22 protein-coding genes are annotated in these 25,890 nt (G+C 64.2%); 14 read left to right on the forward strand and 8 right to left on the reverse strand.

What is annotated here, in order from left to right; all coding sequences use genetic code 11:
- Positions 1-3 precede the first annotated feature (3 nt).
- Both hslU and C0Z18_RS11990 read left to right on the forward strand, forming a co-directional pair.
- The gene (hslU, locus tag C0Z18_RS11985) at positions 4-1,347 is read left to right on the forward strand and encodes an ATP-dependent protease ATPase subunit HslU (protein ID WP_102645629.1); all 1,344 of its coding nucleotides are present in this window, start codon (positions 4-6) and stop codon (positions 1,345-1,347) included.
- 191 nt (positions 1,348-1,538) lie between these two features.
- A complete protein-coding gene (locus tag C0Z18_RS11990) occupies positions 1,539-3,341 on the forward strand; it encodes a carboxylesterase/lipase family protein (RefSeq protein ID WP_102645630.1) in 1,803 nt (600 codons plus the stop codon).
- An 86-nt stretch (positions 3,342-3,427) separates the two neighbouring features.
- Here C0Z18_RS11990 and C0Z18_RS11995 read toward each other — a convergent pair whose 3' ends face one another.
- From C0Z18_RS11995 to C0Z18_RS12005, 3 genes are read right to left on the reverse strand one after another with little or no spacing between them, the layout of a single operon-like run.
- Entirely contained in the window at positions 3,428-3,970 is a 543-nt protein-coding gene (locus tag C0Z18_RS11995; protein WP_102645631.1) for a response regulator transcription factor, read from the reverse strand.
- Positions 3,967-5,262, reverse strand: a complete 1,296-nt coding sequence (locus tag C0Z18_RS12000) for an ATP-binding protein (protein ID WP_102645632.1) — start codon at positions 5,260-5,262, stop codon at positions 3,967-3,969. The genes C0Z18_RS11995 and C0Z18_RS12000 overlap by 4 nt, the downstream gene beginning before the upstream one ends.
- Before the next feature lie 6 nt (positions 5,263-5,268).
- On the reverse strand, positions 5,269-5,535 hold the full coding sequence (locus C0Z18_RS12005; protein WP_102645633.1) for a cysteine-rich CWC family protein: 267 nt from the start codon (positions 5,533-5,535) through the stop codon (positions 5,269-5,271).
- Between the two features lie 218 nt (positions 5,536-5,753).
- Here C0Z18_RS12005 and argB point away from each other — a divergent pair, with 218 nt between their 5' ends.
- The 8 genes from argB to C0Z18_RS12050 all read left to right on the forward strand — a co-directional run bounded on the left by argB (position 5,754) and on the right by C0Z18_RS12050 (position 15,121).
- Complete coding sequence (argB, locus tag C0Z18_RS12010) at positions 5,754-6,653, forward strand: acetylglutamate kinase (protein WP_102645634.1); 900 nt, start codon at positions 5,754-5,756, stop codon at positions 6,651-6,653.
- A gap of 61 nt (positions 6,654-6,714) precedes the next feature.
- The gene (locus C0Z18_RS12015) at positions 6,715-7,497 is read left to right on the forward strand and encodes a pyrimidine 5'-nucleotidase (protein WP_233217282.1); all 783 of its coding nucleotides are present in this window, start codon (positions 6,715-6,717) and stop codon (positions 7,495-7,497) included.
- Entirely contained in the window at positions 7,464-8,165 is a 702-nt protein-coding gene (gene slmA / locus C0Z18_RS12020; RefSeq protein WP_102645636.1) for a nucleoid occlusion factor SlmA, read from the forward strand. Before C0Z18_RS12015 ends, slmA begins: the two co-directional genes overlap by 34 nt.
- 134 nt (positions 8,166-8,299) lie before the next feature.
- Positions 8,300-9,670, forward strand: coding sequence for a COG3904 family protein (locus tag C0Z18_RS12025; RefSeq protein ID WP_158244224.1), 1,371 nt, complete (start codon positions 8,300-8,302; stop codon positions 9,668-9,670).
- Between the two features lie 247 nt (positions 9,671-9,917).
- The gene (gene metX, locus C0Z18_RS12035; protein ID WP_102645638.1) at positions 9,918-11,063 is read left to right on the forward strand and encodes a homoserine O-succinyltransferase MetX; all 1,146 of its coding nucleotides are present in this window, start codon (positions 9,918-9,920) and stop codon (positions 11,061-11,063) included.
- Positions 11,060-11,689: a methionine biosynthesis protein MetW gene (gene metW, locus C0Z18_RS12040; RefSeq protein ID WP_102645639.1), complete on the forward strand. Its 630-nt coding sequence runs from the start codon at positions 11,060-11,062 to the stop codon at positions 11,687-11,689. The genes metX and metW overlap by 4 nt, the downstream gene beginning before the upstream one ends.
- Before the next feature lie 37 nt (positions 11,690-11,726).
- Positions 11,727-13,019, forward strand: a complete 1,293-nt coding sequence (locus tag C0Z18_RS12045) for an AmpG family muropeptide MFS transporter (protein ID WP_102645697.1) — start codon at positions 11,727-11,729, stop codon at positions 13,017-13,019.
- Positions 13,020-13,453: 434 nt separating this feature from the next.
- Entirely contained in the window at positions 13,454-15,121 is a 1,668-nt protein-coding gene (locus C0Z18_RS12050) for a carboxylesterase/lipase family protein (protein ID WP_158244225.1), read from the forward strand.
- Between the two features lie 36 nt (positions 15,122-15,157).
- On the opposite strand, the gene C0Z18_RS12055 is transcribed toward C0Z18_RS12050, so the two are convergent.
- The 5 genes from C0Z18_RS12055 to gatC form a co-directional block, all read right to left on the reverse strand.
- Positions 15,158-15,934 carry an exodeoxyribonuclease III gene (locus C0Z18_RS12055; protein WP_102645641.1) on the reverse strand — a complete coding sequence of 259 codons (777 nt, stop codon included), beginning with the start codon at positions 15,932-15,934 and terminating at the stop codon, positions 15,158-15,160.
- An 88-nt stretch (positions 15,935-16,022) separates the two neighbouring features.
- Positions 16,023-16,862 (reverse strand): PPK2 family polyphosphate kinase, encoded by an 840-nt coding sequence (locus C0Z18_RS12060; protein ID WP_102645642.1) that lies wholly within the window; start codon positions 16,860-16,862, stop codon positions 16,023-16,025.
- 87 nt (positions 16,863-16,949) lie between these two features.
- The gene (gene gatB, locus C0Z18_RS12065) at positions 16,950-18,425 is read right to left on the reverse strand and encodes an Asp-tRNA(Asn)/Glu-tRNA(Gln) amidotransferase subunit GatB (RefSeq protein ID WP_102645643.1); all 1,476 of its coding nucleotides are present in this window, start codon (positions 18,423-18,425) and stop codon (positions 16,950-16,952) included.
- A complete protein-coding gene (gene gatA / locus C0Z18_RS12070) occupies positions 18,422-19,924 on the reverse strand; it encodes an Asp-tRNA(Asn)/Glu-tRNA(Gln) amidotransferase subunit GatA (RefSeq protein ID WP_102645644.1) in 1,503 nt (500 codons plus the stop codon). Before gatA ends, gatB begins: the two co-directional genes overlap by 4 nt.
- Positions 19,925-19,966: 42 nt before the next feature.
- Positions 19,967-20,266: an Asp-tRNA(Asn)/Glu-tRNA(Gln) amidotransferase subunit GatC gene (gene gatC, locus C0Z18_RS12075; protein ID WP_102645645.1), complete on the reverse strand. Its 300-nt coding sequence runs from the start codon at positions 20,264-20,266 to the stop codon at positions 19,967-19,969.
- A 382-nt stretch (positions 20,267-20,648) separates the two neighbouring features.
- On the opposite strand from gatC, the gene C0Z18_RS12080 reads away from it, so the two are divergent.
- From C0Z18_RS12080 to mrdA, 4 genes are all read left to right on the forward strand, one after another.
- Positions 20,649-21,692, forward strand: coding sequence for a rod shape-determining protein (locus C0Z18_RS12080; protein ID WP_017772379.1), 1,044 nt, complete (start codon positions 20,649-20,651; stop codon positions 21,690-21,692).
- A 101-nt stretch (positions 21,693-21,793) separates the two neighbouring features.
- The gene (gene mreC, locus C0Z18_RS12085; RefSeq protein WP_102645646.1) at positions 21,794-22,888 is read left to right on the forward strand and encodes a rod shape-determining protein MreC; all 1,095 of its coding nucleotides are present in this window, start codon (positions 21,794-21,796) and stop codon (positions 22,886-22,888) included.
- The gene (gene mreD / locus C0Z18_RS12090) at positions 22,885-23,397 is read left to right on the forward strand and encodes a rod shape-determining protein MreD (protein ID WP_102645647.1); all 513 of its coding nucleotides are present in this window, start codon (positions 22,885-22,887) and stop codon (positions 23,395-23,397) included. Before mreC ends, mreD begins: the two co-directional genes overlap by 4 nt.
- A 45-nt stretch (positions 23,398-23,442) precedes the next feature.
- Positions 23,443-25,881 (forward strand): penicillin-binding protein 2, encoded by a 2,439-nt coding sequence (gene mrdA, locus C0Z18_RS12095; protein WP_102645648.1) that lies wholly within the window; start codon positions 23,443-23,445, stop codon positions 25,879-25,881.
- Positions 25,882-25,890: the final 9 nt, after the last annotated feature.

The following is a 25,890-nucleotide window of genomic DNA, read 5'->3' on the forward strand; positions in this document are numbered from 1 at the left end:
GCGATGAGCACCATGACCCCCGCCGAGATCGTCTCGGAACTCGACAAACACATCATCGGCCAGAACAAGGCCAAGAAAGCCGTGGCCGTCGCGCTGCGCAACCGGTGGCGCCGGCAGCAAGTGGGCGAGCCGCTGCGTCAGGAAATCACGCCGAAAAACATTCTGATGATCGGACCGACGGGCGTCGGTAAGACGGAGATCGCGCGGCGTCTGGCCAAGCTCGCCGATGCGCCGTTCATCAAGATCGAGGCGACGAAATTCACCGAAGTAGGCTACGTCGGCCGCGACGTCGACAGCATCGTGCGCGACCTGATCGAGATCGCGCTCAAGCAAACGCGCGAAACGGAGATGCGCAAGGTCCGCACGAAAGCGCAGGACCAAGCCGAGGACCGCATCCTCGACATCTTGTTGCCGAGCGCTCGCCCCGTGGGCTTCGGCGCGCAAACGGCGAGCGACGACGGCGAGAGCGGCAACGCGACGCGCCAGACGTTCCGCAAGCGCCTGCGCGAGGGCCAACTCGACGATAAGGAGATCGAGCTCGACGTCGAAGTGCCGCAAGCGAGCATGGACATCATGGGCCCGCCCGGGATGGAGGACATGACCGAGCAGATCCGCTCGATGTTCGCGAATCTCGGCGGCGGCAAGAAGACGCGCCGCAAGGTGAAGGTCAAGGAAGCGCTGAAGCTTTTGACCGACGAAGAAGCGTCGAAGATGCTCAACGACGAGGAAGTGAAGACGAAGGCCGTCCAAAACGTCGAGCAAAACGGCATCGTCTTTCTCGACGAAATCGACAAGATCGCTTCGCGCAGCGAAGCGGGCGGCGCCGAAGTATCGCGCCAAGGCGTGCAGCGCGACTTGCTGCCGCTCGTCGAAGGCACGACGATCAACACGCGCTACGGGATGGTGAAGACCGATCACATTCTGTTCATCGCGAGCGGCGCATTTCATCTGTCCAAGCCGAGCGATCTGATCCCTGAGTTGCAAGGGCGCTTTCCGATCCGCGTCGAACTCGATTCGCTGTCGGTGGAGGATTTCGAATCGATCCTGATCGCCACCGACGCGAGCCTCGTCAAGCAATATCAAGCGCTGCTCGCGACGGAAGACGTCGAACTCGAATTCGAGCAAGACGGTATCAAGCGCATGGCCGAAATCGCCTTCTCGGTCAACGAGCGGACCGAAAACATCGGTGCCCGCCGGCTCTATACCGTGATCGAAAAGCTGCTCGAGGAAGTGTCGTTCTCGGCCGGCAATCACTCCGGCCAGAAGGTCAAGATCGATGCGGCCTACGTCGATCGCGCACTCGGTGAGGTCGCGCAAAGCGAGGATCTCTCGCGCTACGTGCTGTAGATACGTGCTGTAGGCGTGAAACCGGCGGGGATGGACGCATCGAACGCGATGCGCCGTCACCGCCGGAATCGTAATTCAGTCGGAAATAGCCCGGCGCGCGCCGCTCCGATTTGTACGACGCCGAAGATCGAGTCTCCCACCGCCAAGGCGGGCTTATTGGACAACCGTCCGATCTGAAAAGGAGGCAACTCGTGCAGACATCGTCGAATCACGCAGTAAAGCGCCATCTCGTAACAGCCATCGCCACAGCGGCGGCGCTCTCGTGCGGCACCGCCGCATCCGCTACCCAGGCCACCCCCGCCACCCCGGGCGCGTCCACGCCCGCACGCGCACCGCTCGCGCCTCAGGTCAAGCTGGCCGACGGCATCGTCGAGGGCTTGCAGATGCGCGGCCCGCATAAGGACGTGCGCGTCTTTCGCGGCATCCCCTACGCCGCCGCGCCCACCGGTGAATTCCGCTTTCGCGAACCGCAGCCGGTCGCCCGCTGGGCCGGCGTACGGCAAGCGCGGCAGTTCGGGCCGCGCTGCATGCAGCCTGTCCCCGCGAGCAAGAGCGACACGCGCGCGAAGGAAATGAGTGAGGACTGCCTATATTTGAACGTCTGGGCGCCCTCGCGCGCGGCTGACGCGAAGCTGCCCGTGCTCGTGTATTTCCACGGCGGCGGCTTTACGGCGGGGGACGCCTCGTCGCCGCGTTACGACGGGGCCAACCTCGCCTCGCGCGGCATCGTCATGGTGACGGTGAATTACCGGCTCGGCGTGTTCGGTTTTCTCGCTCCGCCCGAAGCGGCCCAAGAATCATCGCATGGCACGGCCGGCAACTACGGGCTGCTCGATCAGGTTTCGGCGCTGCGCTGGGTGCGCGACAACATCGCGCAGTTCGGCGGCGATCCGTCGAACGTCACGATCGCCGGCGAGTCGGCGGGCTCGATTGCCGTGAGCACGCATATGGCCTCGCCGCTTTCGCGCGGACTCTTTGCGCGCGCCATCGGCGAAAGCGGCGGCGCATTCGCACCCAACGAGGTTTGGAGACGCGACGAGGCGCAAGAAGCGGCGGCGAAATTCGCGACGCGCGTCGGCGCGAGCTCGTTGCAACAACTGCGCTCCCTGCCGGCGCAGGCGCTGCTCGCCGCGGCGACGCAACCGAATATCGCACCGGAGTCCATCGCGTTTTGGCCCAGCGTCGACGGCCACTTTCTGACCGAACTGCCGGAGCAGGTCTTCACGAACGGCGCACAAGCGCAGGTACCGCTGATGGTGGGCTCGAACTCGCAGGAGCGGCCTTACACGGCGCTGCTCGGAGAGACGGCGCCGACGCCGGAGAACTGGCGGGAAATCATCAAGGCGAAATTCCCGGCCCAGGCCGAAGAGGTGCTCGCGCATTATCCGGGCAACGATGAAAACGAAGTCAAACACGCCGCCACGGCGCTGGCGAGCGATATGTTCATCGGCCACGGCACTTGGAGATGGATGGAGCGGCACCGTGAGACAGGTCGTTCGCCGGTGTTCTATTACCGCTATACGCAGCCGTTGCCGCCCGAGGTCGACACTTCGTCCGCTTCCGCCAAAGCGCGAGCCGCGGAGCCGCGCCTGGGCGCGCGGCATAGCGCGCAAGTCGCTTATGCGCTCGGCAACCTGAACCAAGTTCGGCGCTACGCATGGACTGCCGCCGATTACGATGTATCGCGGATGTTCTCGAGTTACGTCGAACAATTCGTGAAGACGGGTGATCCGAGCGGGCAGGCAGCGGCCGGGCAAGGCGCCACGACGGAAAGCACGACGGCGCGCAGCGACGGCTGGCTACCGCGATGGCCGGCGGTCGTCGCCGAGAACCGCGGCATCCTCATGCAAACGATCGGCGAGAAGACGAGTTCGGTGTGGGATCGCAGTGCGCCGCGGCATGGGCTGGTTCAGCGCCTCACGGCCGGCGGCCAACCGGTCGCGGCACCGGAAGAAGTCGCGGTCGATACGCCGCAACCTCCGTCCGCTCGATAGGCGAGCTTAGGCGATAGGCTTCCGGCCGCTCGGAGCGGCCGGAAGCGAGCCCAGGCTTCGCCAGCAGACGTATGTCGTGAAACACCTCACTGCTTCACCGGCCGTTTCGCCAACTTTCTCTGCAACGTGCGCCGATGCATATTCAACGCACGCGCGGTCGCCGAGATGTTCCCGCCGTTCTCCGCCAGTGCACGCTGAATATGCTCCCACTCGAGGCGCGCGACCGATAGCAGCGTCGGATGCTCGATCGCCGCTTCGGCTTGCGCGGCGCTCGCCTCGGTTTGCAGCGCAGCCAAAATCGATTCGACGTTCGCGGGTTTGGCCAGATAGTTGTCCGCGCCGTCCTTCACCGCCTGCACCGCGGTGGCGATGCTCGCATAGCCGGTCAGCACCAGCATCCGCGCGTCGGGCTGCAATTCGCGCAGCGGCGCGACGAGGCTCAGCCCCGAATCGCTACCCAGGTGCAAATCGATGGTGACGAAGTCGAACCGGTGCTGGTTGGCCAGCGCGATCGCCTCCTCGGCGTTGTGCGCCTGATGCGTCGTGAAGCCGCGGCGCGTGAGCCCGCGCGCCAAGATGCCCGAGAAAACCTCGTCGTCGTCGATGACGAGAAATTGATTGCCGCTCATAGTTCGTTCTCCTTGGAATGCAATGGTGTGGGCGCGGCACGCCGCGATTGTCCTTCGTCCTTCGCGGCCGGTACCCGCAGCACGGCGCGCGTGCCGCGCGATTCGCCATCGAGCAGCTCGATCGATCCGCTCAGCCGCGAAGCGGCGGCGAAAGCGAGATACAGGCCGACGCCGTGTCCGCCCTGCGTACTGTCGACCGGGGCGCTGCCGAGCTTCGTGCGCAACGCCGGCGAGATGCCGGGCCCCGAATCGCATACTTCGAATTCGATGAAACCGTCCGCAGCGGCGGCCGCCAGCGTCACGTGATCGCAACTCACGCGTGCGGCGTTGTCGAGCAAGATCGTCAGAATCTGGCCGACGGCGGCCGTTTCGTCGAGCCATACGTCGTCGGCAACCGCGCCGAGACGCACGAACTTCACATGCGGATGGCGCAGCCGCCATTGCTCGCAAAAACTCGCGAGCCAGCTATCGAGCCGCTCGCGCGCGGGCGATACCGATGCACGCGAGCGCAGCCGCGCGAGCGCCGACGTGCAAAGCGTCATCTGCTGCTCGAGCAGCGCGAAATCTTCCGCATACGGCGCGAGGCCCTCGTCGTGCTTGGCGGCATCGCGCAACTCTTCCGTCACCATCGCGATCGTCGAGAGCGGGGTTCCCATCTCGTGAGCGACGGTGGCCGCCTGCACCCCGAGCGCGACCGCCCGCTCGTCGCGCAACAGCCGTTGCTGCGCATCGCCGAGCGCCGCGTCGCGCTGGCGCAGCGCGGCGGACATGCGCGCAACGAACCACGCGATCAGGCCGACGCTCACCATGAAGTTCACCCACATCCCGGTGCGGTAGTAATCGAACACGTTCGCGGGGTTGTCCATGTTCAGCGGGACCGAATCGAAGCCGAGCGCGACGTAGCAGCACATTGCGAAGATCGCGAGCCAGATCATGTGCCGCCACGGCAGCACCGCCGCCGCGATCGCGAGCGAGGGCAGATAAAGCGAAACGAACGGATTCGTCGTGCCGCCCGACAAGAACAAGAGCGCCGAAAGCGCGCCCAAATCGACCCAGAGCTGGCCGAGCAGTTCGAGATCGGTTTCGGGCCGCGCGCTCGATACGCGTATCCAGGTGGCGGCGTTGAAAATCGCCTCGAGCGCGATGATGATCAGCATCGCCGGCAACGGCAAATGCACGCCGAAGAACGTTTGCACGACGGCGATCGTGACGAGTTGCCCAATAATCGCCAGGCAACGCAACCAAAACAGGTGCCCGAGATTCATCCGGCCGGTATTCGTAATACGGTGCATCGAAGCCTACTTTCTGGAGTGTGGGCGTTGGCCGATATCGCCGCCCGCGGCCGCGCCGCCGGCGGCCAGTTCATCGGCATAGCAACGGGGACACAAACACCGGAGCGCCGCGCCGCCCGCTTCACGTGCAAGCGCGCCGCCGCCGGGCAACGCGGGCAGGCGCGCGCACCAGCAATCGAACGGCCGCGTCATGCTGCCGCACTCGAGAGCCGCACCGCAGCGCGGGCAACTCGGGCTCGAATCGGGTTCCGGCGGGCTATGCGGGGCGTCCATCGGCGGTCACATCAAAGCAAATATGCAAAATATGTCGTAAAAACAACACGATGAGCCGATGATGCCAGCCTTCTCGGCATGCCGCATGCATCTTTGTCAAAGAATCAGCGCGTCATACTCGCACTGCGACCAAAAACCGCGGTTAGGCGGCGCACTCCTGTACAATTCCGCCTGTTTTCGCCTCCCCGTTTGAACCGTAGCCTGCCGAGCTTGCCGCCATGTCCGAGCCTCTCGACCTCACCCAGATGCCGCCCACGCTGAAAGCAGAAATTCTGGCTGAGGCATTGCCTTATATCCGCCAATACCATGGCAAAACCGTCGTCATCAAATACGGCGGCAATGCAATGACCGAAGAGCGCCTGAAACAAGGGTTCGCACGCGATGTGATCCTGCTCAAGCTCGTCGGCATCAACCCCGTCATCGTCCACGGCGGCGGTCCGCAAATCGATCAGGCGCTCAAGAAGATCGGCAAGCAGGGCACGTTCATCCAAGGCATGCGGGTGACGGACGAAGAAACGATGGAAGTCGTCGAATGGGTGCTCGGCGGCGAGGTGCAGCAAGACATCGTCACGCTCATCAATCACTTCGGCGGCCACGCCGTCGGACTGACGGGCAAGGACGGCGGCCTCATCCACGCACGCAAGCTGATGATGCCGGACCGCGACAATCCGGGGCAGTACGTCGATATCGGCCAAGTCGGCGAAGTCGAATCGATCAATCCGGCCGTGGTGCGCGCGCTGCAAGACGATGCGTTCATTCCCGTCATCTCGCCGATCGGCTTCGGCGAAGACGGTTTGTCGTACAACATCAACGCCGACCTCGTGGCGGGCAAGCTCGCCGTCGTCCTGAACGCGGAAAAGCTCGTCATGATGACGAACATCCCCGGCGTCATGGACAAGTCCGGCAATTTGCTGACCGACCTCTCCGCGCGTGAAATCGACGCGCTGTTCGAGGACGGCACGATTTCGGGCGGCATGTTGCCGAAGATCGCGTCGGCGCTCGACGCCGCCAAGAGCGGCGTGCGTTCCGTTCACATCATCGACGGCCGCATCGAGCACTCGGTGCTGCTCGAAATTTTGACCGAGCAGCCGTTCGGCACGATGATCCGCTCGCACTGAGCGAGCACGCGTTCGAGCCATGATGGCTTCGGTCCCGAACGCGGCCATCGATCGCCCGCCGATGTCTCCTTCGCCACTCGCCCCCAGACGCCGCCGGATGCGCCCGCGCACGGGTGGCCCGGTTTGGCTGTTCGATCTCGACAACACCTTGCACCACGCCTCGCACGCCATTTTTCCGGCGATCAACGAGGCCATGACGCGCTATATCGTCGACGCGCTCAGCGTCGAGCGCGCCGAAGCCGATCGGCTCAGACTGCGCTATGGGCGACGTTACGGCGCGACGCTGCTCGGGCTCACCCGCCATCATCCGATCGATGCGCACGATTTTTTGCGCGTCGTGCACACGTTCCCCGATTTGGCCGCCATGGTGCGCTCCGAGCGCGGCCTGGCCCGCCTCGTCGCTTGCCTACCCGGGCGCAAACTGATTCTGACGAACGCGCCTGAAACGTACGCGCGCGCAGTGCTCGCGGAACTCGGGATCGAGCGCCTAGTCGAGCGCGTGATCGCGATCGAACACATGCGCAGGCGCGGCTCGTGGCACGCCAAGCCCGATCTGCCGATGTTGCGGCGGGTGCTGCGCGAAGCGCGCGTGCCGATGGAGGACGCGATTCTCGTCGAAGACACGCGCTCGCACTTGAAGCGCTACAAGCGGCTCGGCATCCGCACTGTCTGGATCGTCGGTCATCTGCCCGTACCGAAGCATCCGGACGGAAAAACGACACGGTTGCCGGGTACCGGGCGCCCCCACTATGTCGATCGTCGCATTCGTTCGCTAAAATCGCTCCGACCGGGTCACGAAACGGGGCGGACATGGAGCCGATTGGAGAGCAAGACGCGGACTTAAACGGCGACAGCGAGCCGAAAGGCACGGGGCGCGCGCCGCGCATGAAGCCGGGCGAGCGGCGCGTGCATATCCTGCAAACGCTCGCGGCGATGCTCGAAGCCCCCAAGACCGAGAAAATCACGACAGCCGCGCTTGCCGCGCGACTGGGCGTATCGGAGGCGGCGCTCTACCGCCAATTCGCGAGCAAAGCCCAAATGTTCGAAGCGCTGATCGAGTTCATCGAGGCGACCTTCTTCGGGCTCATCAATCAAATCGCCGAAAAAGAACCGAACGGGGTGCTCCAAGCACGCGCGATCGGCATGATGTTGCTGAACTTTGCGGGGAAAAATCCCGGGATGACGCGCGTGCTGACCGGCGAAGCGCTCGTGGGTGAGCATGCCCGGCTGGCCGAGCGCGTCACGCAGATGCTCGAGCGCGTCGAAACGTCGGTCAAGCAGAGTTTGCGCATCGCGCTCATGGAGGCCAATCAGGCCGCCGCCGGGAACGAGGCCCACGCCGCAGCCCCTTCGATACCGCCCACCTACGATCCCGCCATGCGCGCGAATTTGCTGGTCAGCTACGTCGTGGGCCGCTGGCACCGGTATGCGCGCAGCGGTTTTACGCGCGCACCGGCCGAACATGCCGAGGCGCAGCTGCATCTGATACTGCACGTCTGTACCCCGCTTTGACAGTCCGCTCGCGCGGGCGCTATGCTGCCGCGCATTGGGCGCGCGCGGCAGCCGATTCGCAAGCGTCCGCGGTGAACAACAAAAACGAGTGAGAACCGGGGAACGGAATGCGGGGCGAGAAATGGGAACGGGCGATGGCGCTCGTGAATGCGGTCGTACTGACGTTGGTCGGCGTTGCGGCTTTGACCACCGCGGCGAAGCTGGCCAGAGGCGTAGCGGGAGCTGCGGAAACGTTCGAAGGGGCACTCCTCGCCGCCGTCCCTTTTGCGATGGCATGGCGCGGATTGGGCCGCAAGGCGTCGCCGGGCCTGACGAATGCCGCCTGGGTCGTCAGTCTGGCGGCGGCTTTCATTATGCTTGTCACGTTCGTCATCGGCGCCACGTTGAGCGGACACGAGACCTTGGCGACTTTCCGCCCTGTTGCGCTCGGATTGCTTTTCGCCGTCAACGCCAAAGTACTCGCGCATAAAAAGGCCGAGCAATGCAAGCGTCCCGCACAGATCGAGCCTGTGTGGGAAAGCGCGAGCGAAGTCGCCGATGCGGCGGCCTGCCCTAACGAAACGTCGATCGACGCTGCCCGACAGACCGATCGCGCACCGTCGTCGAATTACCTCGTCCGCCACTGGCGCGGCGAACTGCCATTGCCGGTGTCGTACTGGATCAACGGCGGCTTGCTGAGCGTCGTATCGACGGGGATCATCATCTCGATCAACGAGATCGAGCAGCGAAGTCTCGCTTCATTGCGCCTCGTGGCATGGACGACGCTCGCGATATTGGGCGCCTCGCTTCTATCGTCGATCTGGTCGATGGTCGGAATATGGCGGTCGGCGGAACACCACGCCGCTCGGGGCGGAGCGAAGGGCTGGGCGCTTGTCGCACGTTTTATGGTCGTGCTCGGGATAATCGGCGGCCTTTCGAATTTCGTGCGAACCGTGTTGCCCCAGATGCGCATTTACGGGCTGATCGCCATCGGTCAGGATCCCATCGGCCATTTTTTCGTGAGCGTATCGCCCGACTCACGGTCGGTGATCGTGGCCGGTACGTTGCGCGAAGGCGCGGCAGCTGCGATCACCCGCGTGATCGACGCTACGCCGACGGCGCAATGGCTCGTACTCAATTCGAACGGGGGGCGCGTGCTCGAGGCGCAGCAACTGGCGCGAACGGTACGCGCACGCGGGCTCGACACCTATGTCGGAGGGCAATGCGCCAGCGCTTGCACCTTCGTCTATCTAGCCGGCAAAACACGCGCCGCATCCCCCAACGCACGTATCGGGTTTCATCAACCGACCTTCGTCGGACTCAATGCGCTGGGCCAGCAAAAAATCACGCAGGCTATGCTCGACGACTACCGCGTCGCGGGCCTGCCTCCCGAGTTCATTCAGCGTATCGCCCAGACGCCGCCGAGCCAACTGTGGTACCCCCGGAGCGACGAGCTCCTGCATGCGAATGTCGTGACGCAGATACGGCGTCCTCCCGGCTCCGGCCCCGTAACGATGGGCCCATAGCGCGTTATTCGAATTTCCGCTATCCTTTGCCGTTCATTGCCTTAAGCGAGCCCTTCTTCGGCGTTTAGCCGGAAGCGCGGATCGCATCAGGCAGCGCGCCGATTTGTCGACTCGATTGCGGGCGCGCGAACCCGAGCCAGTCCCGGGTTCACTATAAATGCGGCTAAAGAGGTCGTCAGCCGCGCACTGTCTCGTCCTTCCGCGCATTGCCGACACCATTTAGCCGCCCCATTAGAAGGCGGAACCCATGGAATCGATCGGCATCGTCGCTCCACATCGCATGCATTTTCCCGAGCCGCTCGCGCTCAGAAGCGGCGCGTCGCTCGCCGGGTACGACCTCATGGTCGAAACCTACGGTACGCTCAACGCCGCACGCTCGAACGCGGTGCTCGTGTGCCACGCGCTGAACGCCTCGCACCACGTCGCGGGCGTCTACGCGGACGAGCCGAAAAACGTCGGCTGGTGGGACAACATGGTGGGGCCGGGCAAGCCGCTCGATACGAACCGCTTTTTCGTCATCGGCGTCAACAACCTCGGTTCGTGTTTCGGCTCGACGGGCCCGATGAGCCTCGATCCGGCCACGGGCAAGCCCTACGGCGCGCGTTTTCCGGTGGTCACCGTCGAAGATTGGGTCAATGCGCAGGCGCGCGTGGCCGACGCCTTCGGCATCGAGCGCTTCGCCGCGGTGATGGGCGGCAGCCTGGGCGGCATGCAGGCCCTCGCCTGGAGCTTGATGTACCCGGACCGCGTGGGCCATTGCATCGTGATCGCGTCCACGCCGAAGCTCTCGGCCCAAAACATCGCGTTCAACGAAGTGGCGCGCTCGGCTATCCTCTCCGATCCGGATTTCCACGGCGGCGACTACTACGCGCACGGCGTGAAACCGCGGCGCGGACTGCGCGTGGCCCGCATGATCGGGCATATCACGTACTTGTCCGACGACGACATGGCCACCAAGTTCGGACGCGCGCTGCGGCGTCCGTCGGGCGGCGCCGACGACTACCACTTCAGCTTCGACGTCGAATTCGAGGTCGAATCGTACTTGCGCTATCAGGGCGACAAGTTCGCCGACTATTTCGATGCGAACACGTACCTCTTGATTACGCGCGCGCTCGATTATTTCGATCCGGCCAAAGCGTTCGACGGCGACCTCACGGCGGCCGTCGCGCATACGCGCGCGCAATATCTCGTGGCCAGCTTCACGACCGATTGGCGTTTCGCTCCGACGCGCTCGCGCGAACTCGTCAAGGCATTGCTCGACCACAAGCGGCGCGTGACGTACGCCGAAATCGACGCGCCGCACGGGCACGACGCCTTCTTGCTGGACGACGCGCGTTACCACAATGTGCTGCGCGCCTATTACGAACGCATTGCCGAGGAGGTCCGCGCATGAATCAAGCCGCCATCGATTCGCTCGCCACACGGTCCGATTTCCGCGCGATTGCCCGCTGGGTGGAGCCCAATGCCACCGTGCTCGACCTCGGTTGCGGCGACGGCAGTCTGCTCGCGCTCCTCACCGAGGAACTCGGCGTCACCGGCTACGGCATCGAGATCAACGACGCGGGCGTGCTGGCCTGCGTCAAACAAGGCGTGAACGTCATTCAGCAAAATCTCGAGGACGGCCTGCGCCTGTTCGAGGATGAGAGCTTCGATTTCGCGATCTTGTCGCAGACGTTGCAGACGATCCATCAAACGGCCGCGATCCTGCGCGAAACGGTGCGCGTGGGCAAGGAGTGCATCGTTTCGTTCCCGAATTTCGGTTATTGGCCGCATCGGCTGTCGGTTTTGCAAGGACGCATGCCGGTCTCGAAAGCGCTGCCTTACCAATGGCACAACACGCCGAACGTCCGGGTGCTGACGATCAAGGACTTCGAGGCACTCGCGCCCGAAGTCGGCATCGAGATCTTGGACCGCGTCGTCCTGCATGGGGGGCGCGTGCTCCGCTGGGGCGCGAACTGGCGTGGTAGTCTTGCGGTCTACCGCGTCAGGCGCGGCTCGAACGGAGCCACCCCCGCCTGAGCGCGCCGGATCGAAGAGGCCCGCCATCAAACGAGACATTGCCCCGCCGCCCCCGTCGCATGAAAGCGCCGCGTTGAGCGCCCACGAGGCGCACCCCGGGTGGCGCGCCTTTCTCAACCGGCACATGCTCATTTGCGTCTTTCTCGGCTTCACGTCGGGACTGCCGCTATTCACGCTCGTTTATCTCGTGCAGGCCTGGTTGCGCTCGGAAGGCGTCAACCTGAAGGAGATCGGGCTCTTCGCGCTGATCCAATTTCCCTATACGTGGAAATTCGTTTGGGCGCCGCTCATGGATCGCTATGTGCCGAGGCTGCCGTTCTGGCGGCCCGGGCGGCGCCGCGGCTGGATGCTCGCCACCCAGTTGCTCGTGGCCGGCGCCATCGCCTCGCTCGGGTTCGTCTCGCCGCGCGACGCGATCTGGACCGTCGCCGCACTGACCGCGCTCGTCGCTTTCTTCGGCGCAAGCCAAGACATCGTCATCGACGCCTATCGGCGCGAACTGCTGGCCGACACCGAGCAGGGGCTCGGCAACGCCGTGCACGTGAACGCCTATAAAGTCGCGGCGCTCGTTCCCGGCTCACTCTCGTTGATTTTGTCGGACCACCTGCCCTGGACGGCCGTGTTCGCCGTTACGGCGGCGTTCATGCTGCCGGGTATGGTGCTGACGCTCGTCGTGCGCGAGCCCCAAGTACACGGCACGCCGCCGAAAAATCTGCGCGAGGCCATCGTCGCGCCGCTGGCCGAATTCGTCGCGCGAGACGGGCTGGCGGCCGCCGTGCTCGTGCTCTCGTTCGTCTTTCTCTACAAGCTCGGCGACACGATGGCGACGACGCTGTCGACGTCGTTCTTTCTCGACCTGGGCTTCGAGAAGACGCAGATCGGCGTCATCGCCAAAACGACGGCGTTTTGGGCCAGCCTCGCCGGCGGCATCATCGGCGGCGCCTGGCTCGTGAAGATCGGCATCGCGCGCGGGTTGTGGATCTTCGGCTTCGTGCAGATCGTCTCCACGCTGGGCTTCGCGTGGCTAGCGAAGATCGGTCCGTCGCCGGCCGCGCTCGCGCTGATCTACGGCTTCGAGACGTTCGCCACGGGCCTGACGCTCGCCGCCTTCACGGCGTATATCGCGAGCACCACCGACCCGCGCTATACCGCCACCCAATTCGCACTGTTCACGAGTCTGGCCTCGGTGCCGCGCACGCTGGCCTCGGCCGCAAGCGGCTTCGTCGTCGCGAAAATCGGCTGGTTCGATTACTTTCTCGTCTGCGCCGCCCTGGCGGTGCCCGGCATGCTGCTGTTGCCACGGATCGCACCGTGGAATCAACGCGCTTAACGAGAAGGGCCCGCGGCTCACGCTAGCGGGTTTTCGCCCCCGGCGGGCCGCTTGCGTCCGCCACCGCGCACTAACGACGATTCCATTTCATTGCATCCGAATTGCGCATTGCATCGATCCCGTTGCGACATAACCCGGATGCCCGATAATTAATTCAACGATACGCGAAACGAAGCACCGCGTTCGCGCGCAATTCCGTCGGTCTTATTTGCAGAAATTACGCTAATTACCGGCACATCCTACAAGACAATGCCTCTCACGCCGCCGCGCAATTGCGTGACGCCGATCAGGATCGATGCACCTCGACATCGCTCCGCATAAATCCAATTCAGCCTCATCTCATTGCGCCATTGATTCATGGCGTCGATGATTCTTTCGCGTCTTCAATGCGAATTGCGGTCCCACTCATTAATTTACGAATCGAGAGGATCAAGATGAAGACAGTCATGCAATATCTCCCGTCACTGAGCTCGCCACGCCAACGGGCCGCCGCCGCATTCGTCGCCGCCACGCTCGGCGTCCTTGCGCCGGCTACGCTGCACGCATCCGCCCAAGTATCGGCGCCCCGTCTCGATTTGGGCTCCGGCACGATCGAAGGCATCAAAATCTCGGTCAAAGATATCGAAATGGTCAGCTTCCGCGGGATTCCCTACGCGGCCGCGCCCGTCGGCGATCTTCGCTGGAAACCGCCGCAACCGGTTGCCGCCTGGGCCGGCGTGCGCGACACGACGCGATTCGGCGCGCGCTGCATGCAGTTGCCCTTGTTTCCGATGGAATTCCGGGGGCGGGAGATGAGCGAGGACTGCCTTTTTTTAAACGTCTGGAAGCCGGCTCAACCGTCCGGCGACAAACTGCCGGTGCTCGTGTATTTCTACGGCGGCGGCTTCGCGGCGGGCGACAGCTCGGAGCCGCGCTACGACGGAGCCGCGCTTGCCTCGCGCGGCATCGTGACGGTGACGGTCAATTACCGGCTCGGTGTGTTCGGTTTCCTGGCGCTGCCGGAAATGGCGCGCGAATCTCCCCATGGCGCTGCCGGCAATTACGGCCTGCTCGATCAGCATGCGGCGCTGCGCTGGGTGCGCGAGAACATCGGCCAATTCGGCGGGGACCCCGATAAGGTCACCATCGGCGGCGAATCGGCGGGATCGGTGGCCGTCAGCGCACATCTCGCCTCGCCGTTGTCCAAAGGATTCTTCGCCCGCGCCATCGGCCAAAGCGGGGCGGCCTTCGGTCCGCTCACGATTTGGTCGCGCGAGGACGCGACCACGGCGGCGCAGGCTTTTCAACGAAAGATGAACGGCGCATCGCTCGCCGAGCTGCGCGCGATTCCGGCACAGTCGCTCTTGAACGGCACCGGCCCCAAGGAAAAGCCCGATTTCCTCTTTTGGCCGTCGATCGACGGCCATTTCCTGACGCACCCGCTCGAGGAGACCTATGCGGCAGGATCGCAAGCGCGCGTACCGCTGCTCGTCGGCAGCAATTCGCACGAAGCGCCCCACACGATGATTCTCGATGCCCAGCCGCCCACGCCGCACAATTGGCGCGCCGCGCTCAAGCGCGTATTCGGCCCTTATGCCACCGATGTACTCGCGCTGTATCCAGGCAACAACGACGATGAAGTGCGGCGCTCGGCCACCTCGCTGGCGAGCGATATCTTCATCAGCCATGCCACACGCCGCTGGGTGGATGCGCATAGGGAAACGAGCGGCGCGCCCGTCTACTTCTATCTCTATACGCACAAGCGCCCGCAAAAGCGCAATCCGGAACCGGACCAATTACCCGAGGACGGCGCGGTCCATAGCAGCGAAATCAAATACGCCTTGGGCACCCTCGGACTGTCCAATCGATTCGTTTGGCGGCCGCAGGACCATGCCGTCTCGCGTATTTTTTCGGGCTACGTGGCCCACTTCGTGAAAACGGGCACGCCCAACGATCCTTCGCTGCCCGCATGGCCCGCGTCGCGCGAGGAACAAGGCGGCCTGCTGCGCCAGCAGATCGCCGTCGATACCAAGACGATCACCGACGTCGAGACGCCGCGGCACACCTTCTTACGCCGGTATTACGCGGAGAACCCGCTGCTGCCAGAGCATCGGCGCCGGTAGACGAGACGCCGGGGAGGTCTGGGCGGCCGCCCTCGATCACGTCAACGTATGCGCGTAGTCGACGGTCAGCGGCGCGTGGTCGCTGAACTTGATGTCGCGGAAAATCGATGTCGCTTTCGCGGTTTCGGCAATGCCCGGCGTGGCGATTTGATAGTCGATACGCCACCCGACGTTCTTCGCGTACGCCTGGCCGCGGTTGCTCCACCAGGTGTACTGCTCCGGGCGCGAATCGAGCCGGCGAAACACGTCGACGTAGCCCACTTCGTCGAACAGTTTCGTCAGCCACGCGCGCTCTTCGGGCAGGCAACCCGAATTCTTTTGGTTGCTTTTCCAGTTCTTGATGTCGATCTCTTTGTGAACGATGTTCACGTCGCCGCAAACGATCACTTCACGCTCTTTACGCAGCGCCGCGAGGTGCGGCATGAACTCGTCCATGAAGCGGAACTTCGCCTGTTGCCGCTCTTCGCCGCTCGAACCGGACGGCACGTACACCGAGATCACGGAAAGCTTGCCGAAACGCGCCTCGACGTAGCGGCCCTCGGGGTCGAACTCCTCGCTCCCGAAACCGATGACGACCTCGTCGGGCTCGTGCCGCGTATAGAGCCCCGCCCCGCTATAGCCCTTTTTCACCGCGTGCTGGAAGTACCCGGTGAAGCCGTGCGGCGCGAGAAACTCGGGCGTCATGTCGTCTTGCGAGCATTTGACTTCCTGCACGCAGACGACATCGGCACTTTGCTCCCCGAACCATTCGAAGAAGCCTTTCTTGGCCGCCGAACGAATCCCGTTCAAATTGGCCGAAATCACTCGCAGCATGGTCGTCCTTGTTCTATTGGATTGAAGTATTGCGGGATGGCTACACCGCTCGCCTCACCGAGGCGAGCCGGCACTCGCCGCCGCCGGTTCATTTGATCGTGATGCCTTGCAGCGATGCCTTCGCGGGCGGGTATTCGAGATTCAAGCTCTCGAACACCCGGAGCAGCAACGCGGCCACCATGACGTTGCGATGAGATTTCGAATCGGCCGGAACGACGTACCACGGCGCGCGCTCGGTCGATGTCGCCGCCAGCGCCTCGGCGTAGGCGGATTGATAGGCATCCCAATGCTCGCGCGCCTCGAGATCGGCCAGATCGAATTTCCAATGCTTCGTCTCGTCGTCGATCCGCGCCTGCAATCGCTCGCGCTGCTGATCCTTGGAGATGTGCAGGAAACATTTGAGGATGGCCGTACCGGAATCGGCGAGCAGGGTTTCGAAATGCCGAATATGGGCGTACCGGCGCGCGAGTTCGTCCGCGTCGACTTCGCCCCGGATGCGCGGCACGAGGACATCTTCGTAATGACTGCGATTGAAGATGGTCAGCTCGCCGGCCGCCGGTGCCTGACGATGCACGCGCCATAGAAAATCGTGCGCGGCCTCGTCGGGCGTGGGGACGCGGAACGTCGCGATACGCAGGCCGAGCGGGTCGACCTCGTGAAAAACGGCGCGGATCGTGCCGTCCTTGCCGCTCGTGTCCATGCCCTGCAAAACGAGCAAGACGCGCTCTCGCCGCTGCGCGTGCAAGCGTTCCTGCATCTCGTCGAGCTTGACCGCATAGCTCGCCAGCCGCTCGCGGTCAGCGAGCTTCGAACCGGCCGAAAACGGCTTCGCGCCCGGGTCGAAATCCGCAAGCGAGAATGCCTTTCGTGCTTGATCGCCGTTTTGAAACGGGACTTGAAAATCGTCCAACCGCGCGCGCTTGCCCATGCTCTGTCTTACCTTCTTCGTTGGTCAGAACCGGCCGGCGCTCGCGGCGCCGGCCCACCGCCCTCCTCGCGTCGATCGTCGTGACGCTCAGGACAGCTTCTTCTTGAGCAATTCGTTGACCTGCTGAGGATTGGCCTTGCCCTTGGTCGCCTTCATGGCTTGGCCGATCAGTGCATTGAACGCCTTTTCCTTGCCCGCACGGAATTCTTCCACCGATTTTTGGTTCGCGGCCAGCACTTCGTCGATGATCGCTTCCAACGCGCCCGTATCGGAAATCTGCTTCAAGCCCTTCGCTTCGATGATCCGATCGGCGGCGCCTTCGTCGCTGGCCTTCTCGTCCCAAATCGCCAGGAAGATTTCCTTCGCGATCTTGTTCGAGATCGTCCCGTCGGCGATGCGCTGCAACACGAGGGCGAGTTGCGCGGCGGAAACGGGGCAGGCGTCGATCTCGAGGCCGTCGCGGTTCAGTTGCGACGACACTTCGCCCATCAGCCAATTGGCGGCGCTCTTCGCTTGCGCCGGCCCCGTCTTCGCGGCGACGGCTTCGAAGTATGCCGCCATCGCCTTGCTCGATGTGAGCACCGTCGCGTCGTAAGGCGTGAGGCCATATTGCGCGACGAAGCGCTGCTGCATCGCCGCCGGCAATTCGGGCATCTCCCTCTTCACGCGTTCGATCCACGCGGCGTCGATGACGAGCGGCATCAAGTCGGGATCGGGGAAGTAACGGTAATCGTGCGCATCTTCCTTGCTGCGCATCGAACGGGTCTCGCGGCGATCGGGGTCGTACAGACGCGTTTCCTGCACCACCGTGCCGCCGTCTTCGATCAACTCGATCTGGCGGCGCACTTCGTATTGAATCGCTTCCTCGAGGAAGCGGAACGAGTTCAAGTTCTTGATCTCGGCCCGCGTGCCGAACTCTTTCTGGCCCATCGGGCGCACCGAGACGTTCGCGTCGCAGCGGAACGAGCCTTCTTGCATGTTGCCGTCGCAGATGCCGAGCCAAACCACGAGCGCGTGCAACGACTTGGCGTAGGCCACGGCCTCGGCGGCGCTGCGCATTTCGGGTTCGGTGACGATTTCGAGCAAGGGCGTGCCGGCTCGGTTCAGGTCGATGCCCGTCATGCCGGCGAAGTCTTCATGCAGCGACTTGCCCGCGTCTTCCTCGAGGTGCGCGCGCGTCAAGCGAATCGTCTTCTCGTAGGCGGCGGAGCCGGTCTTCTCGTTCGCGGGCACCGCGATCGTGACGGTGCCGCCTTGCACGACCGGAATCTCGTACTGGCTGATCTGATAGCCCTTGGGCAGATCCGGATAAAAGTAGTTCTTGCGCGCGAAGATACTGCGCGGCGCGACCGTGGCGCCGATCGCGAGACCGAAGCGAATCGCACGCTCGACGGCCCCGCGGTTCGCCACGGGCAGCACGCCCGGCAACGCCAAGTCGACCGGGCATGCCTGCGTGTTCGGCGCGGCGCCGAAACGCGTCGATGCACCCGAGAAAATTTTAGAGACGGTCGAGAGCTGCGCGTGCGTCTCCAGTCCGATAACGACTTCCCACTCCATGTTCATGCCTCCCGCGAAGCCGCTTGCGGCGCTTGGGTATGCCAGTCGGTGACGCGTTGGAACGCGTCGGCGATTTGCAGCATCCGGGCCTCGTCGAAATAGTTGCCGATGATCTGCAGGCCGACCGGACGGCCTGCGTTTGCGCCCGTGCCGAAGCCGCACGGCACGCTCATGCCGGGCAGGCCGGCCAAGCTGACCGAGAGCGTGTAGATATCGGCCAAATACATCTGCACGGGATCGTCGCCCTTGGCGCCGATGTCCCACGCGACGGAAGGCGCCACGGGGCCCATGATGAAGTCGCACTGCTTGAACGCTTCCTGGAAATCCTGCGCGATGATGCGCCGGATTTTTTGCGCTTGCAGGTAGTAAGCGTCGTAATAGCCGTGCGAAAGCACGTACGTGCCGACCAGAATGCGGCGCTTGACCTCGGGGCCGAAGCCTTGCGCGCGCGACTTCTTGTACATGTCGAGCAAATCGCGGTACTCGGCCGCGCGATGGCCGTAGCGCACGCCGTCGAAACGCGACAGGTTCGAGGAAGCCTCGGCCGGCGCGATCACGTAGTAAACGGGGATCGACAACTCCGTTTTCGGCAGCGACACGGGCACGAGCGTGGCGCCGAGCGCCTCGTATTGCGCGAGCGCCGCGTCCACGGCGGCGCGCACGTCCTGCGCGAGCCCTTCGCCGAAGTACTCTTTCGGCAGGCCGATGCGCATGCCGGCGAGCGGCTTACCGGCGGGTGCGCCGGCCGAGAACGGCTGGCCGACGAGGCGCGTGTAGTCTTCATCGGGACGTTGCAGGCTCGTCGAGTCGCGCTCGTCGAAGCCGGCCATCGCGCCGAGCAGCAGCGCGCAATCGGCGGCGCTGCGCGCGATCGGGCCGCCCTGATCGAGCGAGGAGGCGAACGCGATCATCCCGTAACGCGAAACGCGCCCGTAGGTGGGCTTGATACCCGTCACGCCCGAGAACGACGCCGGCTGGCGAATCGAGCCGCCGGTATCGGTGGCCGTCGCCGCGGGCGCCAAGCGCGCGGCCACGGCGGCGGCCGAGCCGCCCGAAGACCCGCCCGGTACGGCGCGCTCGTCCCACGGATTGCGCACGGCACCGAACGCGGAGTTCTCGTTGGACGAACCCATCGCGAATTCGTCCATGTTGGTCTTGCCGAGCGTCACCATGCCGGCGCGCGCGAGGCGCTCGACGACGGTGGCGTCGAACGGACTTTCGTAGCCGGCGAGCATTTTAGAGCCCGCCGTCGAATGCCAGCCGCGTGTGACGAACACGTCCTTGTGCGCGACGGGCAGCCCCGTGAGCGGGCCGCCCTCGCCGCGCGCGAGCCGCGCATCGGCTGCGCGCGCTTGTGCGAGCGTGAGTTCCGGGTCGACTTCGATGAAGGCGTTCAGCTCGCGCGCCGCGTCGATGCGCTGAAGATAAAGCTGCGCCAGTTCAACGGCGGACGTCGCGCGGCTTGCGAGCGCGCTCGCAAGCTCGCTCAAACTTTTCTCGTACATATCGGTTCTTTCCGTAGATCCTGCAATCCTGGACTGGAGCGGTTACTCGATCACCTTCGGGACCAGATACAGCCCGTCTTGCACGGCGGGTGCGCAGCGCTGAGCGGCGTCGCGATCGACCGTTTCGGTGACGGCATCCTCGCGCAGGCGCAGGGCGACGTCCTCGATCTGCTCGATCGGGTGCGCGAGCGGCGCGATGCCGGAGGTATCGACGGCCTGCATCCGCTCGACGAGCCCGAAGAACTCGTTGAGTTGGGCGAGGGTGTGCTCGCAGTCGGCATCGGCCAATTCGAGCCGCGCGAGATGGGCGATGCGTTTCACATCGGTCAGGGTCAAAGCCATGTGTTCCACCGGAAACGAGGACTTCAGCGCAACGCGGAAAAAACGTCTGTTGCGCCAGTGGTTTAGGGCGTCGGATCGTGCCCTCGACGAGGGGGCCGGGAACGGCAAAAAGGACCGCCCGTTTACTACAAATAGGTCGAAATTATAAGGTATCATTACGCGTTCGAACCAAACCCGGACCGGCCCCGCCTCTGGCCACTCGGCGCCTCAACAATAAGCCGCCGCCTCGCGAGCCGCGGCCTCCGGTCGAATTCATTGCAGCTTCGCGCTCGCGTGGCGGCGCTCGAACGGCAGCCGCCCAGAACCCGAAGCTTTTATTTTTTTCCGCCGCCGCGCGGCGCCATCACGGCGAAGCCCGGCTCTCCCGCGAGACAGGAATTTCATGTTCGGCTTTTTGCGCAGCTACTTCTCCAACGACCTTGCGATCGACCTCGGCACCGCCAATACCCTGATCTATATGCGCGGCAAAGGTATCGTCCTCGACGAACCGTCCGTCGTATCGATTCGTCAGGAAGGCGGCCCCAATGGTAAGAAAACCATTCAAGCGGTCGGCCGCGAAGCGAAGCAAATGCTCGGCAAGGTGCCGGGTAACATCGAAGCGATCCGTCCGATGAAAGACGGCGTCATTGCCGATTTCACGGTCACCGAGCAGATGATCAAGCAGTTCATCAAAACGGCCCACGAATCGCGCATGTTTTCGCCCTCGCCGCGCATCATCATCTGCGTACCCTGCGGTTCGACGCAAGTCGAGCGCCGCGCGATCAAGGAAGCGGCGCACGGCGCCGGCGCTTCGCAGGTCTATCTGATCGAGGAGCCGATGGCGGCCGCGATCGGCGCGGGCCTGCCGGTTTCCGAAGCCACGGGCTCGATGGTGGTCGACATCGGCGGCGGCACGACCGAAGTCGGCGTGATCTCGCTGGGCGGCATTGTTTATAAGGGCTCGGTCCGCGTCGGCGGCGACAAGTTCGACGAAGCGATCGTGAACTACATCCGCCGCAACTACGGCATGCTGATCGGGGAACAAACGGCCGAAGCCATCAAGAAGGAAATCGGTTCGGCCTTCCCGGGTTCCGAAGTCAAGGAGATGGAGGTCAAGGGCCGTAATTTGTCGGAAGGTATTCCGCGCAGCTTCACGATTTCGAGCAACGAAATCCTCGAAGCGCTGACCGACCCGCTCAATCAAATCGTCTCCTCGGTCAAGATCGCGCTCGAGCAAACGCCGCCGGAACTCGGCGCCGATATCGCCGAACGCGGCATGATGCTGACGGGCGGCGGCGCGCTGTTGCGCGATCTCGACCGTCTGCTCGCCGAGGAAACGGGCCTGCCCGTGCTCGTCGCCGAGGATCCGCTCACGTGCGTCGTGCGCGGCTCCGGCATGGCGCTCGAGCGTATGGACAAGCTCGGTAGCATCTTCTCGTACGAGTGACGTTGCAGGCATATTCGGCGCGCGCCCCTCGCTCCTTACGGATCGAGCGTTGATGCGCGCCGCAACATTCCCCGCCAACGTTCACGCTCTCGGCGTCGACCATGGAATACAGTCCGCCGCCTCTATTTAAGCAAGGTCCGTCCGCGCTCGCGCGGCTCATCTTCTTCGTCGTCCTCTCGCTGGTGCTGCTGGTTTCCGACGCACGCTTCAAGACGCTCGAAGTCGTGCGCGCCGTGCTCGATGCGGGGCTTTATCCGCTGCAGCGCGTCGCGCTGTTACCGCGCGACCTCGTACTCGGCGCGACGCAGTTCGCCGTGTCGAGCAATACGCTGCGGCGCGACAACGATGCGCTCGCGGCCAAGAATCTGAAGCTTTCGCTGCAAGCGAACCAAGTCGCGACGCTCACCGCCGAAAACGCCCATCTGCGCGCGCTGCTCAATCTCACGCGCAACGTCGCCACGCAGTCGATCCCGGCCGATGTGCAGTACGGCATGCGCGATCCGTTCACGCAAAAGGTCGTCATCGGCCGCGGCTCGCAGCAAGGCGTGCAAAACGGCTCGCCCGTCGTCAGCGAGGACGGCATGATCGGACAGGTCACGCGCGTGTTCCCGATGCAATCCGAAGTCACGCTGCTCACCGACAAAGACCAAGCGGTGCCGGTCGAGATCGTGCGCACGGGCCTGCGCAGCGTCGTCTATGGGACCGCGACGGGCGACACGCTCGAGTTGCGTTTCGTGCCGATCAGCGCCGATGTCGTGGCGGGCGACGAACTCGTGACGAGCGGGCTGGACGGCGTTTATCCGGAAGGCTTGCCGGTGGCGAAGGTCGTGCGCGTGGATAAGCAGGCCGACACGGCGTTCGCGCGTGTCGTCTGTGCGCCGGTCGCGGCCGTGCGCGGTGCGCGCGACGTGCTCGTGCTGCATTATCAAAGCGACGTGCCGCCGCGCCCCGAAGTGCCGGAGGCCGCCTCGCAGTCGAAAGATGCCAAGGGCAAGAAAGCCGCCAAGGCCACCGAAAAAGCGGCTGAAAAGGCGGCGAAGACGGACGAGAAGGCCGCAGCGCCGAAGCCCGAAGACAAAAAGGCGAACGACAAAGCCGCGAACCCGGCGGCCGATAAGCGAGCCGAACCCGTCAAGGCCGACGCCAAAGCGCATGGCGCGGCCACCGCGCGCGCCGCCTCCGGAGCCCAGCGATGAATCGTCCGCAGTACATCCTGCTGCCGGTCAACCCCTATTTCATCGCGTTCAGCCTCGCCGCGGCGTTCTTGCTGAACCTGATGCCGTGGGGCCGCTTGATCGGCATCCCCGATTTCGTGGCGCTCGTGCTGCTCTTTTGGAACGTCCATCAGCCGCGCAAGGTCGGCATGGGCATCGCATTCTTCTTAGGGCTGTTGATGGACGTGCACGACGCGAGCTTGCTCGGCGAGCACGCGCTCGCCTACACGCTCCTTTCATACGGCGCCATCACGATCCACCGGCGGGTGCTGTGGATGCCGCGCGGCTTGCAGGTATTCGCCGTCGCGCCGTTGCTCGTGATCGCGCAGCTCGTGCCGTTCATTACGCGTTTGCTGACCGGCGCGGGATTTCCGGGCTGGGGCCAGCTCGTGCACGGATTCGTCGAAGCCGCGCTGTGGCCGCTCGCTTGTTCGTTGCTGCTGATGCCGCAGCGCCGCCCGGCCGACAAGGACGATACGCGCCCCATTTGATGGCCGCCCCGAGCGCTCCTTGGTGAGCGCGTTTCGCGAACAAGCATGACGGAATTCAAAAACACCCAGCAGCAGCTCTCGAGGTTTCGCTTTCGCGTAGCGGCGGCGGGCTTGTTCGTGCTCGCCTGCTTCGGGCTCTTGATCGTGCGCTTTTTGTTCTTGCAGGTCTGGCACTACAGCAAGTACTCGCTGCAAGCCGAGGAAAACCGCATTTCCGTTGCGCCGATCGTGCCCAATCGCGGCATCATCACCGATCGCAACGGCGTCGTACTGGCCCGTAACTACTCGGCTTACACGCTCGAAATCACGCCCTCGAAGCTCAGCGACACGCTCGACCACGTCATCGATCAGCTCTCGACGGTCGTCGAAATCGATGCACGCGACCGGCGCCGCTTCAAAAAGCTGCTCGAGGATTCGAAGAACTTCGAAAGCCTGCCGATCCGCACCCGGCTCACCGACGAGGAAGTCGCGAGATTCACGGCGCAGCGTTTCCGCTTTCCCGGCGTGGACGTTCGCGCCCGGTTGTTCCGCCAGTATCCGCTCGGCACCACCGCCGCGCACGTTATCGGCTACATCGGCCGGATCTCGCAGCGCGATCAGGAGAAGATCGACGCCGCCAGCGAGCAAAACGACAGCGACCCGGATCATTACGATCCGCGGCTCGACGCGAACAACTACAAGGGCACCGATTACATCGGCAAGATCGGCGTCGAGCAGAGCTACGAAGCGGAACTGCACGGCTTGACCGGTTTCGAGGAAGTGGAAGTGACGGCGGGCGGACGCCCCGTGCGCACACTCTCGCGCACGCAGGCGACACCGGGCAACAATCTCGTGCTTTCGCTCGACATCGGCTTGCAAGAGGTGGCCGAACAGGCGTTCGCGGGCAAGCGCGGCGCGCTCGTCGCGATCGAGCCCTCGACGGGCGACGTGCTCGCGTTCGTCTCGGCGCCCAGTTTCGATCCCAATGCGTTCGTGGACGGTATCGACCAGCAAACGTGGGACGAGCTCAACACCTCGCCCGATCACCCGCTGCTGAACCGGCCGCTGCACAGCGCCTACCCGCCCGGCTCGACCTACAAGCCGTTCATGGCGCTCGCCGCCCTGACGTTGCACAAGCGCACCCCCGATTGGGGCTTCCACGATCCGGGCTTCTATATGTTCGCCGGGCACATGTTCCGCAACGACGTGCCGCAGGGCCAGGGCTGGATCGACATGAACCGGGCGATCATGGTGTCGAACGACACCTACTTCTACATGCTCGCGCACGACCTCGGCGTCGATGCGATTTCCAAGTTCATGAAGCCGTGGGGCTTCGGGCAACTGACGGGTATCGATATCGCGGGCGAGGCGCGCGGTATCTTGCCGTCCACGGAATGGAAGAAGAAAGCCTACCGCAAGCCCGAACAGCAGCGCTGGTACGAAGGCGAAACGATCAGCCTCGGAATCGGCCAGGGCTACAACTCGTTTACGATGCTGCAGCTCGCGCACGCCACGGCGACGTTGGCGAACAACGGCACGATCATGCGGCCCCACCTCGTCAAGGAGATCGAGAACCCGATCACGCGCGATATGCGCCTGACCGTGCCGCACGAAAGCGGGCGCATCGACGTGAGCCAGGCCGATATCGACGTCGTTAAACGGGGGATGGAAGCGGTGACGAGCAATCCGTCCGGCACGGGTTACGAAGTGTTCCGCAACGCGCCCTACCTCGTGGCCGGCAAGACCGGGACGGCGCAGGTCTATTCGTTGCAAGGCGCGAAGTATCACGGCGGCTCGATCCCCGAACGCTTGCGCGATCATTCGCTGTTCATCGCGTTCGCGCCGGCCGACAATCCGACGATCGCCGTCGCATGTATCGTCGAGAACGGCGGGTGGGGTGCGAGCGCGGCAGGCCCGATCGTGCGCCGCGTGCTCGACTATTACTTGTTGCAGCGCGGCAAACCCGGCGTCTTGCAAGCGGCTGTCGCGCAAGCGGCCTCGGCCACGCAGGCGATCGCGGGTCCCGTCATCGGCGCGTCCGACAGCGAGGACGGCACGGCCGCGCCCGTGAAGGTCGCGGCCGGCTTCAGACCGCTGCCGGCGCCGGCCGTCTCGGCTCAACCGCCGCGCGACGCATCCGCGCCGTTGATCGCCTCGGACGTGATCGGCGCGGCGCAAGGCGCATCGGCGAGCGGCGCGGCCGCGAGCGCGCCCGGTACGGCGGCGGCCCCGGCCTCGGCACTCGGCGCGGCCCCAAAGAACACCCCGGCCATGGGTGCATCGGACAATTCCGCGAGTACGACAGCGTCGGTCTCGGCCGTCGAAGCGATGCGCCGCTTGCGCGAAGGGCCCGCTTCGGGCGCCGCCGGCGACCGGCCCGCCCCCAAGCCGCGTAAGCGGCGCTCGCCGCCGCCCGATGCCGCCGCGAGCGACGTCGCAGCGCCGCGCGAAACCGGCAGCGAGACGGCGCCTCCCGCGCCGGCCGCGTCCGGCCCCAACGAATAACGGAGATAG

Origin of the sequence: Trinickia dabaoshanensis (genome assembly GCF_002879885.1) — a bacterium.
Lineage (GTDB): Bacteria > Pseudomonadota > Gammaproteobacteria > Burkholderiales > Burkholderiaceae > Trinickia > Trinickia dabaoshanensis.